Origin of the sequence: Alloalcanivorax marinus (assembly GCF_016906305.1) — a bacterium.
In the GTDB taxonomy this organism is placed as follows: Bacteria; Pseudomonadota; Gammaproteobacteria; order Pseudomonadales; family Alcanivoracaceae; genus Alloalcanivorax; species Alloalcanivorax marinus.
Genome location: NZ_JADDOL010000007.1, coordinates 30,032 through 46,067, shown reverse-complemented (window position 1 = coordinate 46,067; position 16,036 = coordinate 30,032). Strand labels below are relative to the sequence as shown.

At 57.5% G+C, this 16,036-nt stretch carries 10 protein-coding genes and 1 pseudogene; 1 reads left to right on the top strand and 10 read right to left on the bottom strand.

Going from position 1 to position 16,036, the window contains the following annotated elements:
• Positions 1-228 precede the first annotated feature (228 nt).
• The 6 genes from IM760_RS08035 to relB form a co-directional block, all read right to left on the bottom strand.
• Positions 229-1,449 (bottom strand): restriction endonuclease subunit S, encoded by a 1,221-nt coding sequence (locus tag IM760_RS08035; RefSeq protein WP_204428178.1) that lies wholly within the window; start codon positions 1,447-1,449, stop codon positions 229-231.
• Positions 1,439-2,971: a type I restriction-modification system subunit M gene (locus tag IM760_RS08030; RefSeq protein WP_204428176.1), complete on the bottom strand. Its 1,533-nt coding sequence runs from the start codon at positions 2,969-2,971 to the stop codon at positions 1,439-1,441. The genes IM760_RS08035 and IM760_RS08030 overlap by 11 nt, the downstream gene beginning before the upstream one ends.
• 67 nt (positions 2,972-3,038) lie before the next feature.
• Positions 3,039-3,311: a winged helix-turn-helix domain-containing protein gene (locus IM760_RS08025; RefSeq protein WP_204428174.1), complete on the bottom strand. Its 273-nt coding sequence runs from the start codon at positions 3,309-3,311 to the stop codon at positions 3,039-3,041.
• A 41-nt stretch (positions 3,312-3,352) separates the two neighbouring features.
• Positions 3,353-3,580 (bottom strand): type II toxin-antitoxin system RelE/ParE family toxin, encoded by a 228-nt coding sequence (locus IM760_RS08020; RefSeq protein WP_338021387.1) that lies wholly within the window; start codon positions 3,578-3,580, stop codon positions 3,353-3,355.
• Between the two features lie 56 nt (positions 3,581-3,636).
• On the bottom strand, positions 3,637-3,906 hold the full coding sequence (locus IM760_RS08015) for a CopG family ribbon-helix-helix protein (protein ID WP_204428170.1): 270 nt from the start codon (positions 3,904-3,906) through the stop codon (positions 3,637-3,639).
• A gap of 600 nt (positions 3,907-4,506) precedes the next feature.
• Complete coding sequence (gene relB, locus IM760_RS08010) at positions 4,507-4,800, bottom strand: type II toxin-antitoxin system RelB family antitoxin (RefSeq protein ID WP_204428168.1); 294 nt, start codon at positions 4,798-4,800, stop codon at positions 4,507-4,509.
• A 129-nt stretch (positions 4,801-4,929) separates the two neighbouring features.
• Here relB and IM760_RS08005 point away from each other — a divergent pair.
• A pseudogene (locus IM760_RS08005) lies at positions 4,930-5,316 on the top strand (IS66 family transposase); the annotation flags it as partial.
• A gap of 345 nt (positions 5,317-5,661) precedes the next feature.
• Here IM760_RS08005 and IM760_RS08000 read toward each other — a convergent pair.
• Genes IM760_RS08000 through IM760_RS07985 form a run of 4 tightly spaced genes read right to left on the bottom strand, consistent with a single transcriptional unit; the run spans position 5,662 to position 16,010 of the window.
• Positions 5,662-8,790, bottom strand: coding sequence for a BPTD_3080 family restriction endonuclease (locus IM760_RS08000; RefSeq protein WP_204428166.1), 3,129 nt, complete (start codon positions 8,788-8,790; stop codon positions 5,662-5,664).
• Positions 8,790-11,810, bottom strand: a complete 3,021-nt coding sequence (locus IM760_RS07995) for a site-specific DNA-methyltransferase (RefSeq protein WP_204428164.1) — start codon at positions 11,808-11,810, stop codon at positions 8,790-8,792. Before IM760_RS07995 ends, IM760_RS08000 begins: the two co-directional genes overlap by 1 nt.
• Complete coding sequence (locus tag IM760_RS07990; protein WP_204428162.1) at positions 11,797-14,673, bottom strand: helicase-related protein; 2,877 nt, start codon at positions 14,671-14,673, stop codon at positions 11,797-11,799. Before IM760_RS07990 ends, IM760_RS07995 begins: the two co-directional genes overlap by 14 nt.
• Positions 14,664-16,010, bottom strand: coding sequence for a hypothetical protein (locus tag IM760_RS07985; protein ID WP_204428160.1), 1,347 nt, complete (start codon positions 16,008-16,010; stop codon positions 14,664-14,666). The genes IM760_RS07990 and IM760_RS07985 overlap by 10 nt, the downstream gene beginning before the upstream one ends.
• Between the last annotated feature and the right edge of the window lie 26 nt (positions 16,011-16,036).

Below are 16,036 nucleotides of genomic sequence, written 5' to 3'. Positions count from 1 at the left end.
CCGGCCAGCAAACGCAAGTGGCCGCCGCCCCGGGAGGGAATGGGCTGAGACCCGATTTCCCAACCCGGGCTCCAACCGGCGCCAAAGCCCCGACCAACGTCCACCGCCGGCAAGAGAAGCGCCAGGTTTAGCGGGGCCCCGGCCGGAACATGGGCGGCGTAACGTTCACTGGTGTTGGGGGCTAGCTTCCGTGACAAAATACCCTCCCATCCCTGGGCATAATACGCCTCAGGCGCTGGTTCGTTCAGCCTCGTCGACCTTGACGCGGCGTTTTCCGGTGAGGAGTTGTTGCATTAGGGCTTTCTTTTCCGCTTTCAGACGCTTAACATCTCTGCGTATCAAGTCCAGCTCCTCTTCCTGTAAGTCAAGCACCAGAGCAATACCCCGTTGTTCCGCCAATCCTGGCAACTGGAGGCGCAATGTAAGCAACTGCTTTTTAGAAAGATTGTATCTTGTTGCCCCCTGAGCCATTCGAGCGATAGTCTTTCTTACTGTCCACTCACGTAACTTGAACTTTGCAAATTCGGGAAGAAGTATCTCAAAATCATGGAGGCGGAATCCAAAACAAAAAGAATTCAGATATAGCTCATCCATATCTCCCAAGAAAACGGAAGTCATTCCCACTTCCTCCGGAACTTCGGAAGACGTTGTGAACAAAACATCACCGTATTTTACTCTGTGTTGGCGCTCACCTCTTTCGATTCGAACCCTATCAAAAATATCAGTATTGATTGACAAACTAGAAAAAACTTTCATGTAGCTAATGTATGGTTTTCCATCACCAAAGTCTTCTTTATTCTTACCAGCTAGCCCAGGGTAAGTGGACCCCAAATCACCAAGAACGTGGCTTTGCCATTCACCCTCAAAACCCGGCAACCGCTTCTTCCCCGTCAGCAACTGCTGCATCAGGGCTTTTTTCTGCTGCTCACTGTTGGCCAGAAGCTGCTCCGTCGTGGCAATGGCTTCGTCCCAGGTGGAAAGTATTCTAGCAATTCTATTTTGTTCTAAAAGTGGAGGGACGGGGATGACTTGTTCCGCAATGTCTGATTTCTGGACATGTAGAAGAGTAGCTTTAAATCCGTGAGCTTTATTTTCAACGCACTCTGTAACTCTAATCAAAGCAAAATAAAGCCAATCTGGATTAACTTTCATCTTGGGCTCTACACGGAAAATATGCTGATTCAAGACCCCTCTGGGCCCGGACCAACGCTTGGCACCGAATGAAACGCCTTTTGTGCCAGCCCAAGCGAACAGAATATCTCCAGGCTCGACAACCCACCTATCTTTAACCTCACCATTAAAGTAATTAAAATCACTTGAGCCATTCAAATTTTGGATACGAATGATCGGCCAGCCCTGGGTGGACCATTCGGAAGCTTTAAATCCATTTCCATTAAAAAACTCACAAAATTCTCCGACACTTTGTGCGCTCCACCCGTCAGGAACCATAACCCAGCTCCTTCAGATAACCGTCCATCTCTCGCTCCAGGGACGCCAACTTCTCCTTGAGCTGCTTACGCTCGGCCCGCACCGCCATCAGGTCGATTTCCTCCTCTTCCTCGAAGGTATCCACATAGCGGGGGATATTCAGGTTGAAATCGTTCTCGGCGATTTCCTCCGGCGTGGCCAGGTGGGCGTATTTGTCCACATCGGCGCGGTTGGTGTAGGTCTTGACGATCTTGCGGATATTGTCCTCGGAGAGGGCATTCTGGTTCTTGCCCGCCCGGAACTCGCGGCTGGCGTCGATAAAGAGCACGTTTTCGTCGGTCTTGTCCTGGCGGAACACCAGGATCGCCGCCGGAATGCCGGTGCCGAAAAAGAGCTTTTCCGGCAGGCCGATCACGGCATCCAGCAGGTTTTCCTCGATCAGCTGCCTGCGGATCTTCCCTTCGCTGGAGCCTCGGAACAGCACGCCGTGGGGCACCACCACGGCCATCCGGCCACCTTTCTTTGCCGAAGAGCCGGGCTTCAGCGTCTCGACCATGTGCAGGATAAAGGCGTAATCGCCCTTGGTCTTGGGCGGGATACCCCGGCGGTAACGGCCATGGGGGTCGTCACCGGCGCCTTCATGGCCCCACTTGTCCAGCGAGAACGGCGGATTGGCCACCACCACGTCAAACAGCCGGAGCCGGCCTTTGTCGTCCAGCAGCTTGGGGTTGCGCAGGGTGTCACCCCACTCGATCCTGTGGTTATCCACCCCGTGCAGAAACATGTTCATCTTCGCCAGCGCCCAGGTGCTGCCGATGGCCTCCTGGCCATACAGGGCGAAACGCTTGGAGCCGTTGTGGGCGTTCTTGATCTGGTTGGCGCATTTCAGCAACAGTGATCCGGACCCACAGGCCGGATCACAGATCTCGTCGCCTTCCGCCGGTGCCATCAGCTCGGCGATCAATTCCGAGACCTCTGCCGGTGTGTAGAACTCCCCGGCCTTCTTGCCGGACGTGGCGGCGAACTGGGCGATCAGGTACTCGTAGGCATTGCCGATAATATCCAGCCGCCCGATGCGGCTGGGCCGCAGGTTCAGCTCCGGCTTATGGAAATCCTCCAGCAGCGCCTTGAGGATTTCGTTCTTCTGCTTCTCGTCACCCAGCTTGTTGGAGTTGAAGCTGATGTCCTGGAACACATCACTCAGCTTCTGGATATTCTCTTCCTCAATGGCGTGCAGCGCCTTGTCGATGCGCTCGCCATTGCCCGGCTCATGGCGGTGTTCATACAGCGAGTAAAAATTCGCCGCCGGCGGCAGTACAAAGCGCTCGCTCTTCATCAGTTCCCGAATCAGATCGGGGTGATCGCCATGCTCTTTCTGGTAGGCGTCCCAGTGATCCTGCCAGACGTCCGACAGGTACTTCACGAACAGCATGGTGAGCACATAGTCCTTGTAAATGCTCGGGTCCACCGTGCCACGGAAGGTGTCACAGGCCCGCCACACGGCCTTGTTGATCTGGCCCTGGTTAATGTTTGTTTCGCTCATTCCGCTCTCTTGTGTTCTTGATGAGTAACGTGGCATTTGCCTCACGACGACTGCTATGAGGTATTAATCACCCGCTGAAGGGGCATCTTGTTGTCGCCTTATCGTGGCCACGCTCCGGGATATGCCGCAGGCCGGCTTTGTTTAGATAGGTTCGGGCCCAGCCGATCCGGTTGTTGATCACAGTCTGGCGGCCGGAAGGCAGCCTTTGCTTGCGCTCTTCGTCGCTCAGCAGGAACGTCTCCGTCACGTGCTGGCGTACGTCGCCGAGGGTCCGGGGCTGGCCATCACTGACTGCGTCCAGCACCGGCCGCATGACGGTTTGGAAGTCGGGTATGGCCATACAGTCCCCATTTATAATTCTATCGCGGCACCAGCGGACATTCAGTAGCCCGCTTCCTTCTGATGGCGCACCGCCAACACATACACCGCATCGTCACCGGGCCGGTAGCGGTAAAGCGCCACATAACCGGCTTTGCCGAAAGGAATCATCAACTCCCGCAGTTCCGGCATCTCGTCGTCGGGACGGCCCATGTCCGGGACTGTCTCCAGCATCCGCAGATGTCGCGCGATGGTCCGACCGGCACGGACGGCCGATTCTCCAGCTTCCACGGCTTCCAGGAAAGCCCGGCACCGCGCCAGCCCCCGCACGGCGCCTTCGGTGATGATTACTCGTGGCACTCGGGCGGCGCCTTATCGTCGCGTCCCCAGGACTCCAGCCACTCGTTGCTTTCCTGGACCGTGAGGTGGCGCCCGGTCTCGCGGTAGGATCGCCAGGACTCCAGGGCTTCCTGTTTGAAGCTCTCCTGGGCCTCTTCGCGGGTCACATATTGCTTGATGGCCTCCAGCATGATCCAGTGGGGAGTTCGGCGGCGCTGGCTGGCCAATGCCTGGACGCGGCTTTTCAGTTCGTCGTCAATCTTGATGGAAGTTGCCATGACGGCCTCGTATCGAAAGGTAATACCTGGTGATACCCTAGGCGGTTGAGGGGGTCCTGTCCATCCTCCCGGCGCCCGCCAATAGAGCCATGCGCAAGGGTTTGCTATTCTCTCCCGCTTGGCCCGCCCTCTTCCCGGGCCGTCACCCACAGTCTCCAGAAAACAGGCGATACCGCGCTTATGGCAAAGGACGACCTTTCCGGCCACACCCCGATGATGAAAGGGTGTGTTAGACTTGATTTATAAGACTTTTACCGACATTTTTGGAAAAACCCACCCTATAACCTACACTTATTTCTTGGATTCAAGCGAACACGAGTGGACCTCTGCGGATCGGACACTCTCTTATCCCTTCGTTGCTCTAAGATTGAGCCGAACAGGCTGCAGCCACCCAAAAGGAGACCCGGCCCGCGAATGCGCCATCTGGACCGGCGGCACTACCTGCGCCATGACTACGCGAAGGAGAAAGCGGAGGCATGTAAGCTGCTCGGAGAGCACGTACATGCGCTATTTTAAACGTTGGCCACGTCAGGATTGTCCTCGACGATGTATTCCACGATGGCCAACAGGTCGGCAAGCGCCCAGGCTGCCCATTCCAATTCAGGCACGGCGTTTCCTGTCGATCAGGGCTTGCACGTCGGCCATGGCCTGGTCGTGCGGAACGCCGGGGCGAGTGTCGGCCAGCGCTTCCAATACCTTTTCACGGAACCAGGTATCGTGAGCGGCGGGGTCCATCGTCAGGCCGGCCGGCAGGCCGCCGTCCTTCGTGATCCGGGTCAGCAGGATGCGCACGGCATCGGATACCGTGAGACCGACACTGGCCAGAGTTTCGGTGGCGTCCGCTTTGAGCTTTTCATCAATGCGGACGTGGAGCATCGAGGTTTGAGTGGCCATGGCTTGTCCTCCTGTGGTGGATGCCGCTATTTTGTATCTCAAATGAGATACAGTCAATATGAGTAGTCAGCCGGCCCGAAATAGATGAATAAGCCCGCCAGAAAGCATCTCTCTAGACAAAGTGGATATAAAACCCGGCCCATCGCCGATGCCTTGCATCAATGGATGATCGCGCAACGGCAAAAAGTCCCGGACGGCTCGGGCACGGCCAAGGCCCTGGACTACAGCCTGAAACGCTGGGCGGCGCTGACGCGTTACCTGGACGATGGCGCGGTGCCGATCAACAACAAGCGGGAGGAAAACCAGATTCGGCCCAGGGCGCGGTGGCGCAACAACGGGCTGTTCGTGAGCTCCGCCAGCGCGCCGCCACCGTCATGAGCCTGATTCCATCTGCGAAGCCGAACGGCAGCGATCCCTAGACTTACCTCAAGGGCGTGTTGACCCGGCTGCCGACGCAGAAGAGCAGCGCCAATCGACGAGCTCCTGCCTCACAATTGGACACCGGTCACCGACTGACAAGGTGGGATCACCGGACGCTTACAGTTATTCTATGCCGTAGCTCTTTTTCTCCAGCCCCTCCAGCAATTGGCGGCGGGTATCCGGGGCCCCAAAAGCGGCGGAGATCGGATTACCGTCCGGGCTCCAGAAGCCGCTGGCGCCCGTGTGCTGGATAGTGCGCGTATTGCCGTTGGCTAGCTTCACTTTCACCTTGTCAACGTCAGCGAGGTTTTTCCGCACTTCAAGTCAACTCGTAGTAACCAGCTATATCTCAGAGCTGCTTAATAGACTTTGCTTCACGCAGGGTGCGTGCTTCTGATTGATGTAGCATCATCTTTTCCCTTTTTTGTCCACTTCGCCCGCTTACTCAAGCTCAAACTGAGCAGCCGCCATCGTCTCTCCAGACAGCTGATTCAGCTCCTTAAGCAACCGACTTGGGTCCGTCACCATCACATACATCCAGAGGCCGAACCGGCCATCGAAGTTCACTGCCTCGACCCAGCGCTGTGCGGCCTTGGCCTTCCGGTCAGCATCATCCCCGTACTGGCCCTTGGTCTCGATGATCAGGCGCATGCCGGTATCCAGCTCGACGATAAAGTCGGGCTCGTAGCGGTGCGGGATATTGTTATGCCGGTACGGGATGTGGAAACCGAGGCGGTCATTCTTGACCCATTTGACCACCCCTGGATGCTGATCAAGCAGATAGCCGGTGCTTTGCTCCCACTTGCGGGTATCCGCCACCATCAGGTTCAGATGGCACTTGGTCACCGCACGTACCGGTTTGGTGGTGTGAAAATCCACATACAGGGTACTGCCCATGCCAGATGCGCCTTTCGGGACCACCGGCAGGAGTCCTCGCTTCTCCGCTGAGCCTCGCTGAATGGCGTTGAGCAGGCTACCGATTACCCCCTGTGTATACTTGCCTGCGGCCAGCACATCACAAGCTCGGCTTTCGCTGCTCTTAAGTACCAGCTTATCCTGGAGGAACCGCATGCTGGCATGGAGCACCTTGGGGAATATCTCGGCAAGAGGCACGGCGTCGCTGCCACGTTCCTCGATCCACTGCTTGCACACCTCCCGCGCCAGCACGAAGGCCACCTGCTGGTCGCGCCACATATCGCGCCATTCCCCCAAGGTTAAATAGGCCTTCTTCCCGGCTGCAAAAGCCACCAGAGAACCGTCCGGGGCGGTCAGCTGACCCGTCTGAACGCTGTCGGGGATATCCATCGGATCAATGGTGACCTGCGCCACCTGTGACCAGTCGATATTGATCTCGAGGGAGTCGATTTCCTGATAGCCGGTGACCACAGGAAAATCGATGCGATAACTCTCCTTTTCTGGCACCGAGTAGACATGGTGCACCTCTTTGGGCTCCGGCGGGTCGCCCACCGGCCGTTTCTTGAACGGCACCAACTCAAAGGGCACACCGAATACCTTGGCGGTTTCCTCCGTAAACAGCCCGTTTCCATCGTCGATGGTATAGCTCTGACGTCGCAGGGCGCGACCAATCACCTGCTCGCACAGCAACTGGGAACCGAACGGGCGCAGGCCGACAATATGTGTGACGGTATTGGCATCCCAGCCCTCAGCGAGCATGGATACCGAAACGATGCAGCGGATATCACGGCCCGGCGGCACTTTTTCGTCCAGCCACTGACCCTGCTCCTCGGCGTCGCCATCATCAGACGAGAGCTTGTCATTGTGCTTGCGTACCAGCTCAGACCACTCCGCCGGCACCTTGCCACCGGGCCATTCGGGCTTACCAATCGTATCGAGGATAAAACGCATACGCTTCACCTCGTCGCTACCGCCACCGGCCTCCATATCCTCTGACACCTTGGAGTCGACCCGTACGGTGAGTTCTTTGCCCGCTTCGTTGCGAAACCATTCCGGGCTTTCACCATAGCCGCCCTCATTCAATGCGAGCCAGCTGTATACCTCTTTGGCGACTTTGGTATCCCGACACACCACAATAAACACCGGGGGCACCGGGTAACGCTGACGGTCTTTCATCACCCGCTGCCACCGCTCGAAGTGTTTATACCAGTCTGCTGCGAGCAAGGTAATCGGCCGGCTCGCATAGGTCATCACCATCTGCGGTTTAACATTACTGCCATGGCCGTCCTGTTCAGCCTTAGCCTGCACCCAGCGCCAGATATTGAAATACGCCGCGTCCTCGGCGCCGGTCGCATCCGCTGTCGGCAGTTCAGGTATTTTCACCAGGCCGGATTCAATGGCGTCCAGTAGGCCGAAATCCGAGACAATCCACGGGAACGGTCGCCCCACCTCGTTGCCCGAGCCCTGGATGTAGAAGGGTGTCGCCGACAGATCCAGGCAGAGATTGATGCCGCGACTTTTGCCGTTGGCCAGCTTGTTTATCCGGTCTAGGCCTTCGATCCAGATGGTCGCCTCGCGGGCATTTTTCTTCGCCATGGTGGCGTCCTCCTCCAGGGAAGACTCATCCTTGTCGGCATCCCCCCGGCGGTAGGCATGGTGCGCCTCGTCATTGAACACCAGCCAGTGCGGGCTGCGGCCACGGCCAGAACCCAGTTCCTGGCGAATGCGCCGAAACCAGGCCTTGTCCGATTCAAAGTAGCGCACCTCTATCTTGCCCTTGTCCTTTCCACTCTTCTTGACGGTTTCGACTGGCTCGCCAGTCTTCACCACCTTTGAGGAAACGCCATTGACGCTATTGGTCTCCTGCCTGGCCAACCGGTGCCAGTTGGCTATCATCACCTCACCACGACGCAGCTCTTCCATACGCTGCGGCGGCACCAGTTGCCGGGTGCGGTACAGGGACAGATCTCCAAGCAACGGATCAAGCTCCTGCAGGCGCTCGCGGATGGTCACGTTCGGACAGACAATCAGGACGGTATCCGAAAAACGATCATCGGTGGGCGCTGCCACGCGATTCAGAATCGACCAGGCCGCCAGCATACCCATTACCGTGGTCTTGCCGGTACCGGTGGCCATCTTGCAGGCATAACGCAGGAAATAGCGGTAGCCCTTTTCCCTTGCAGCCGCACCCGGCTCATCAAGAGGGATCTTCGTCAGCCCCCTGTGATACAGCGTATTGCCCTCCACCAGAAAGATCACGGTTTCCGCCGCTTCAATCTGGGCAAAGAACAGCCGCTGGCCCCGGTCTTCTGAACGCCAAAGTTCCAGCAGCTCCCGGGTTACGCGGCCGACGCCGTCGTAGGGCACACCAGTGAGCGTACCCTCACGCCACTCGCGTACTTTCTGGCGAATCAGGTTGACCTGGCCCAGCTCCTCGCGCTCACCGACATCCACATCACTAAGCATGTCCGTCTGGCGACGACCGGCACGACCGGTACTCGCACCTTCGGGCAATCGGTAATAGTAATAGGCCGGCCTGCGGCCATTGGCCTTGACTGGCTGCGCCCCATGTTCCACCTGCCAATGGCTAGTTGGCTCGTAATAGGGAGAGTTGATAATCGGTTCCGGAACCTCGGTAATCGGCTGATCCGCCATTATTGCGCCTCCCCAACCGAGAAGACCCGCATCAGCTCGTTACCACGGTCATCGATGACCTTGATCGCGACCTGACCGTTACTGCCGGCAGCGAAAGGCTCACTCTCGGTACCAGCCAGATGATCCCAAAGCGATTCGTTGAACTGACCCTTGAGGGACTTCTGCAGATTGTCCCAGGCCTGCGTACGCGGGAAGAACACCTGTGATGCACAAAACACCATACCGTTATAGTTGGTATCCAGCATCCAGCAAGGCAGGTTCTCCGCCGCCAAAGATTCCGTTTTCATACTGTCAGGCAGGAAGGTGTCCAGCCCTTTGATCTCTGCCCTATACAGCGGCGTGCCGTCGTCTGCTTTACCGGCTTTTTTAAGCTTCCCGTCAGGCAAGCCCGTAATGGAGAACAACTGATCGGTCTGGCTGGTCTTGAGCAGGTCATCCATGGCCACGTCCGGATTGACGCTGATATAGGTGCAGGGCAGTCGCAGCCGGGCGCGGTCATCCACCAGCTCGCGGGCCTTGGCCTGGATGGCAAAACCAAACAGATAGAGCTGATCGTACTTGAGGAAATAAGCCTCGCTGGCGGCGTCGAACACCTGCTGGGAGTGGATAGCGCCATCTTCGGGGCCAAACATCAGCGCGACACGCTTGCCGCTCTCATCCACTGCCTCGGCGTGTAGATGCTCACTATCCACCGGCCGTACGCCGTCGAGTTTGAGCACCCGGTTGCCGGGCAGATTCAGATTCTTGCTGCGACGCACGATCTCGATCATGCGATCCAGGTAGGTGCGTGCATCGTAACCTGCATGCTTCTCAGACTCAGCACGCTCACCCTGCGCTGCAAGTGAATGGGCAGCCTGGATGGTAGCTTCTACCGTAAAGGGCCCACATACTCGGGTGATGCCCTTCCTCACATCGGGCCTGTCCACCAGGGTAACGGTCTCAGGGTCCTCGTTATTCGCGATAGATTTTAGAGTGATGCGGGGGACCAGTCCGCCGACTTCCTCGCCTTTTCTGTTCTGCTTGCGTTGGTATACGAAGCCGCCCGCCGGACCTCGCTGTAGCTCTTTCAGTTCGTACCAAGGGAAGGTGGCAGTGAGAAGCCGCTGCCGAGCCAGGGCCAGCGGCACACGGGAAGTGTCACAGGTGATCCAGCGGCGGCCCCATTGCTCGGCGACGTAAGCGGTGGTTCCGGAGCCGCAGGTGGGATCTAAGACCACGTCACCAGGATCCGTTGCCATTAGCATGCAGCGCTCCGCAACTTTTAAACCAGTCTGCACAACGTAGAGCTTTTCATCTGTGAAACTGCCCGTAAGAGTGTCGGTCCAGATATTACCAATCTGCTGGTATGAAAAATCATCCGAAAACCTACGATAGCGCAAACTATTTTTTGCAACATGGATGCGCCCATCGTCAGCTAGCCGCTTCAACCCTTCCGGATAACTGGGCTTCCAATGAGAGTTGGAGGCGGGGTTGTAAATCTTGCCTTCGAACTCAAAAGGTTGTGATTCCGAAGAAGCCCCCTGTGACTGAAGATCCCCTGGATTATAAAGACGTGCCCCCTCCGGCAACTCAACTTCTCCTCGCCTTTCAGCCGCCGTCACTCCCCGATAAGAGCCATTGGGCAATAAAAGCCATTTTGCATTGCCTGAACCTAAAACAACGGGCTGATCCTCATAGACCCGGTTATACTTAACCCGTGTTTTATCCTTTGCATACCAAAGCAAAAAGTCGCCCAACGTTGGGAGAGTGTTTGACTCGAAGCCCGAGGTCGTTTGAAAGCTAATTTGGGACACGAAGCCGCCAGGAAAAACTTCATCCATAACCTCCCGGACATGATGAAGGTTCTCATCTGATATCTGCACGAAAACACTGCCGCTGTCGGTCAAAAGCTCACGCGCTAGAAGAAGCCGATCACGCAAATAACTGAGATAAGAGTGCAATCCCAGCTCCCATGTATCGCGATAGGCCCTGACCATCTCTGGCTCGCGAATCATCTGCTCATCCCTGCCATGGGACACATCACGCTTGCGTACAAACGGCTGGAAATTGGAGCCAAACTTAACCCCATACGGGGGGTCTATATAAATCATCTGCACCTGACCACCGAGCCCTTCATACTCCAGCAGCGAGTTCATCACCTGCAACGAGTCACCAAGGACAAGCCGGTTCTGCCACTCTTCGGTATGGGAGTAAGCATCCAGCCGGTCGGCAATATCCTTTTCGTTTTCATCGCCAAACAGATCCAGGTTGGTGCCGCTGGCGCGATGAGATTCGAGTGTCTTGAGAATGGTTTCGGTGGAATGCCGCTCGTGCACAAACAGCGGCACCGTGGGCACGCTGATCTGCTGCCTCTCCGCCTTACCGGCCCAGTTCAGAAGCGGCTGGGTGAGGCTTTTCAGCCGCGCGACACACTGGCTGAGGCTGGCAAAGCGATCACCGGTGCCCTTCCAGACCTGCTCATTGGCAAACACCTCTGCCTCGCCTTTCTCGACGGATTCTTCCACCAGGTTCAACAACCATTCGGCAAAATCGCGCTCGGCGTTTTCGTCCCAGCACAGCTCCGGCGCCAGGCTAGAATCATAGCGGTAGGTCTTTGGCTCGCGCCGTACATTGAACTGTGCCTGAACGCCAACGTCCGGTCGGCTGATAGCAGCGGCATCGTGAAGGTAATTGCCGTAGGGCCCCGCCGCGTCGCCAATGCCTGGGGCGGGGGTACTGGCAGTGCCAGCAGCGTTCCACTGCTTTTTCTTATTGCGGCGACTACCTGCCGAAGTAGCGCCTGATCCGCTGCCGGCCTCTGCCTTTTTTCCCGCCAGACGAATCGCGCCGCCACGTCCGCGCCCCTTGGCCACGAGGCCTTCGGCCACCAGTTCATCACAGGCCTGACGGTAATCCTCTTCGCTGAGCTTCAGCTCATCCACCATCACCAACTGGGTCTGCATCTTCCGGTTGCCGATCTGGGTGCCGTCATCCGGCAGCTGGGCAAGGATAGCGGCCTTAATCTGTTCAATATTGCTCATCGGGTGGTTCCTGTGATGCGTTTGTCTGTGGGCTTTGCTGGCCAGTTGTCTGCCAGCCGCCGGCCAGCCACTGAGGCTGATCGGGCAAAAGTGTTCTGCCGGCCTGGTTGGCCAGCATCTTTTCAAGACGGGCAGCAGCAAGCTCGAAAGCGGCAGTTGCCTCCTGTTTGTCGGGGATCTGGCCGTTTACCGAGCTGCGGGCTGTCACCAGCCAATCACTTGCCCAGGCAGGGTTGAGATGCGCCCGCTCGCTGTCAATGCTGATCAGGGCGAGCTCCTGGCGCGCACGGCGGCCGCGATCATTTTGCCAGCGGGCCACACCGGCAAACAGCGCCTGACCTTGCAGGCCGTCGGTAAGTGCCGCCGTGCCGCCAAAGTCGTAGCGCACAGCGATGTCCAGCAAACGGCGGAAGAACCAGTTATCCATATTGATCGGCATCCAATCCTGGTTGCGCGCCGCCAGCATGCGGTCGAAGGTGATTTTCCAGCGGGTCTTGCTGACACCGAAGCTTTCGCGTAGTGCCTCGGGCAAGCGCAGGTCCCACACCAGGTTCTTGTGTGTGCGCTCGACGATGTCGATGCCCAACAGGTTCGCCATGCCTTCGACAAAGGCCTGCAGGTGAACAACGGTGATTGCCAGCTCACCACGAGTTTCGTCAGGGTCGAAGCCCGCGGCATGCTGGAACAGTTCCTGCTGCTTGCCGGCCGCATCGCGGGCACGACCCAGTGCTTCATCGATACGCTCGGCGGTACGCTCTACACGCTCCCGACTGGCGGTGGCCAGCACCTCTTCAATATCCACCAAGTCGGCGAGTTCGCCGAGAATGTCTTCCTTCATGGCTTCGTTGAATTCGTGGCGCTGCACCGTAGCCATGTCTTCAGCCACTCTGTCCAGCCGCTGATAGAGGATATCGAGAATCTGTTCATCGGCGCTGTCAGACTGGTGAACATTAAACACCACGACGCGGTTCTTCTGGCCATAGCGGTACAGGCGACCGATACGCTGCACCAGACGCATCGGATTCCAGGGCAGGTCATAGTTGACCATGATGTGGCAGCGCTCTTGGAGGTTGATGCCTTCGCCGCCCGCTTCGGTGGAAACCAGGAACTGAGCGCCTGCTTCTTCCTCAAAACTGGTAATCGCCTCCCGGCGCTCATCCATATCCATGCCGCCGTGGATGAGCACACTAGCTTGCTCACCAAAGCGCTGCTTGAGTGCGTCTTGCACCCAGGCCTGGGTGCTGCGGTACTCGGTAAAGATCAGGATCTTTTCCGACGAGTTTTGGCCCAGGACAGTGCTCACAAGGCCGTCCATAAAGGCCTGAAGCTTGATGTCATGCTGGGCCAGGGCCCCGGCCTCGTCGATGAGGTCCTGCAAAAGCTCCTCCTCGCCGTCGAAGAAGGGGGTGGCCTGAGTCAGTGCGGCTTCCAGCTCCTCCAGTTCGCCCTGGTAACGCTCGTCCTCCTCGCGGCGACGTTGTTCCAGCAGCTCGCCTCGCAAGCGCGCCTGACGCCGAAGCAGCGAGGTATGGATAGCTGCCACGCTGGAGGCGGCCAGTTTCCTGTATACGGTCATCACAAAGCCAATAGCGCGGCTGGTGGTTCGACCATCTGCTGCTTCTGCCGCATAGCCACGGCGCAGGTAGCCACGCAGATTTTCATCAAAGGCCCGCGCCTGATCGGAGAGTGGCACCTCGATCTGCTTCACGGTTTTGCCATGGAAAATGAACTTGCCCTCCATGTCGGTGACATCCGCTTTGTAGTTTCGGAACACCATTTCGCCGATGATCTCGGGATTGAGGGCGAGGGTATCGAACTCTTCCTTGCGTTCCGGGTGCAACAACTCCAGCAACCCGACGAAGCTGTCCTGCTTACCCTGGTGCGGGGTCGCTGAGAGGAGCAGCACTGATTCAGTGTGTTGACGCAGTTTCTCCAGCATGTCATAGCGTTGGCTGGCATCGAGTTGATTACCATATTGACGGCGCGAGAGGCGATGGGCTTCATCGACAATGATCAGATCCCAAGACTCTGCCTGCAGGAGGGATTCTAGGTGTTTTCCCTGCTTCAGGCGGTCCATGGAGCCAATCACGTTATCGTACATTTTCCAGTGACGGGGCTCATTGATAAGAAAGTCATCGCCGTAAATACGAAACTCATCCAGACCGAACTTTCCAGACATTTCCTCCTGCCACTGGCGCGTTAGACCGGCTGGGGTAATGATCAATACCCGGCAAGCCTCGTCCCGCTGCCGTAAGGCCGACAGAAGCAAACCGACTTCAATGGTCTTGCCGAGGCCGACGTCATCCGCGATCAGCCAGTTATATTGCCCGGAAGCCAGTATGTGGTGGACCAGGTGTATCTGGTGCGGCAAAGGGTCAATATCGAAGGTGGCGAGCGCGCCTGTATTTTCATTCCACAAGCGGGTTGCCCAGGCGAGAAGGCGTAGCCGCTGGCGTTCAGCGGCATCACCTTGCTCGAAGCGGACGGTATTGAAAGCGTGAGCGATCCCCCGCACCATGCGCAGGCGCTGCCAGGGTAGCCAGCGGCGCTCGCCTGCGTCCGGAAACTCAACGAGGACCTGAGCGAATCCGGCCACGTCGCGGGTGGCCACCACGACGCCCCAGCCCAACGACTGCTGTGCTCGGCTCACTGGCTCATGCAACACTTCCATTTTGGCAAGGAAACCGGAAGTCAATTCGTCGGCCCGGTGCCAGCTGGTGCTTTTCTTTCTTGGCCAATATACCTTGACCTTTTCACTTCCCTGCTCGCCAACAGACCGCACTAAACCCGGCGACTGGCCGGCAGTATCCGTTTTCAGCCGAACGAAGGCATCGAGAACTGGTGTAATCATGATCACAACCACTCACTTTCCGGGATGACCGTATCAATGCTATAGCCAAAGGGGAAACGAGACCCTCCCAGTCGCCAACTGTCGTAATCGCCCTCATAGTCAGGGAACAGGTCGAAATCAACATAGGGCGGCATACGCTCACCACAGTTTTCGGCAACACGACGCATGTGTTCGATAACATTGTTCAGGTAATAAGCAAATATAGGAAACGCGTTCAGCATCCGGGGCGAGTCATTCCATTGCTGAAAGCAATCTTCCACAAACAGCAGGATTTCCTCGGCGGAGTCCGCCTGCAGCTCACGCAGAAGACGCAGAGCGAGCTGCCAGGAGACGTTCGGCCAGCCATCCTCCGCCTTTCCGCTGCGAAAACAACGGTTGTACCCCCCTCCACCCCACTGAAGCCGCAAGTCATGCATTATGGTCAACTCATCCGGAGTGACCTCTTCATCCTGCAGCAACTGACGCAGGGCCACGCGGGTCTTGCCATGGCTGCGATGATGGAGCAGCACCTCAACCAGCTTCGCCAAATCATCGAGTGACCAGCCAGCCTCCGTGGCGAGCTCGGCGGCGACCTGCCGCGCCTTGCGGTAATCGCTAACGACTGCGGCACTCACCGGAAGCTCTTCGAGTGAGTCCTCTTCAGAGGTATCCAGCGGATCGAAACTGAGGGTATGTATTACCCAGTCCGTGTCTTCGTCCGCCTGAGCAGCATCCTCAAGAGCGGGGGGGAGCTCGTCCAGGTCCTCATCGCCGAGCAACGCGCCGCCTTCACTCGAGAGGTATGAATCGTAATCACCTTCCAGCGGATCTGCAGTGGTTTTAGGTAGCACCTCCTGATCGCCATTCTGGCTATCTTCACAGGCGCCGAAAAAAGCCAGGTCTTCCTCTGTAAAGTCCGCTCCGCCTTCTGACGCTGCCTCATCATCGTCAGCGGTAATTAGGGGTAGCCCGCTGGGCGCCGGATCTGTCTCTCTCCTCGGCTCCTTGGGGGTATCAACCTGATCCGACGGGCTGGCATCGAAACCATACTCGTGAGCGAAGTCGAATTCGGTAGGGGTGTCAGTGCTGGCATGGATATGGTCGAGCTCGTCGGCCCCCAGAGGCTCATCCAGCGGCTGTTCCGAGCCGCGTGCGCGCAACACACCCTGGCGGTCCATTTGAAGCGAAAGTCGCAACCAGTACGCCGCCCTCTCAGGCTGGCGGAGGTTCACGTATATGCGACCCAGCACAGTTGCCGCCTGGCGATCGGCGGGGCAGGAGTGCATATGCTCTTCGAGCATGTCCACAGCGGCCTGCCGGCGACCTGCCCGGAACAGTTGCTCTGCTTGTTGGAGAATCGCGGTATTCATGATCAAGCGAGCCTTGGGCACTTCGA

Bases quoted from the DNA above. Each gene is read 5' to 3' on its own strand.
- IM760_RS08035 (WP_204428178.1), bottom strand. From the start codon at position 1,449: ATGGTTCCTGACGGGTGGAGCGCACAAAGTGTCGGAGAATTTTGTGAG.
- IM760_RS08030 (WP_204428176.1), bottom strand. From the start codon at position 2,971: ATGAGCGAAACAAACATTAACCAGGGCCAGATCAACAAGGCCGTGTGG.
- IM760_RS08025 (WP_204428174.1), bottom strand. From the start codon at position 3,311: ATGGCCATACCCGACTTCCAAACCGTCATGCGGCCGGTGCTGGACGCA.
- IM760_RS08015 (WP_204428170.1), bottom strand. From the start codon at position 3,906: ATGGCAACTTCCATCAAGATTGACGACGAACTGAAAAGCCGCGTCCAG.
- relB (WP_204428168.1), bottom strand. From the start codon at position 4,800: ATGGCCACTCAAACCTCGATGCTCCACGTCCGCATTGATGAAAAGCTC.
- IM760_RS08000 (WP_204428166.1), bottom strand. From the start codon at position 8,790: ATGGCGGATCAGCCGATTACCGAGGTTCCGGAACCGATTATCAACTCT.
- IM760_RS07995 (WP_204428164.1), bottom strand. From the start codon at position 11,810: ATGAGCAATATTGAACAGATTAAGGCCGCTATCCTTGCCCAGCTGCCG.
- IM760_RS07985 (WP_204428160.1), bottom strand. From the start codon at position 16,010: ATGAATACCGCGATTCTCCAACAAGCAGAGCAACTGTTCCGGGCAGGT.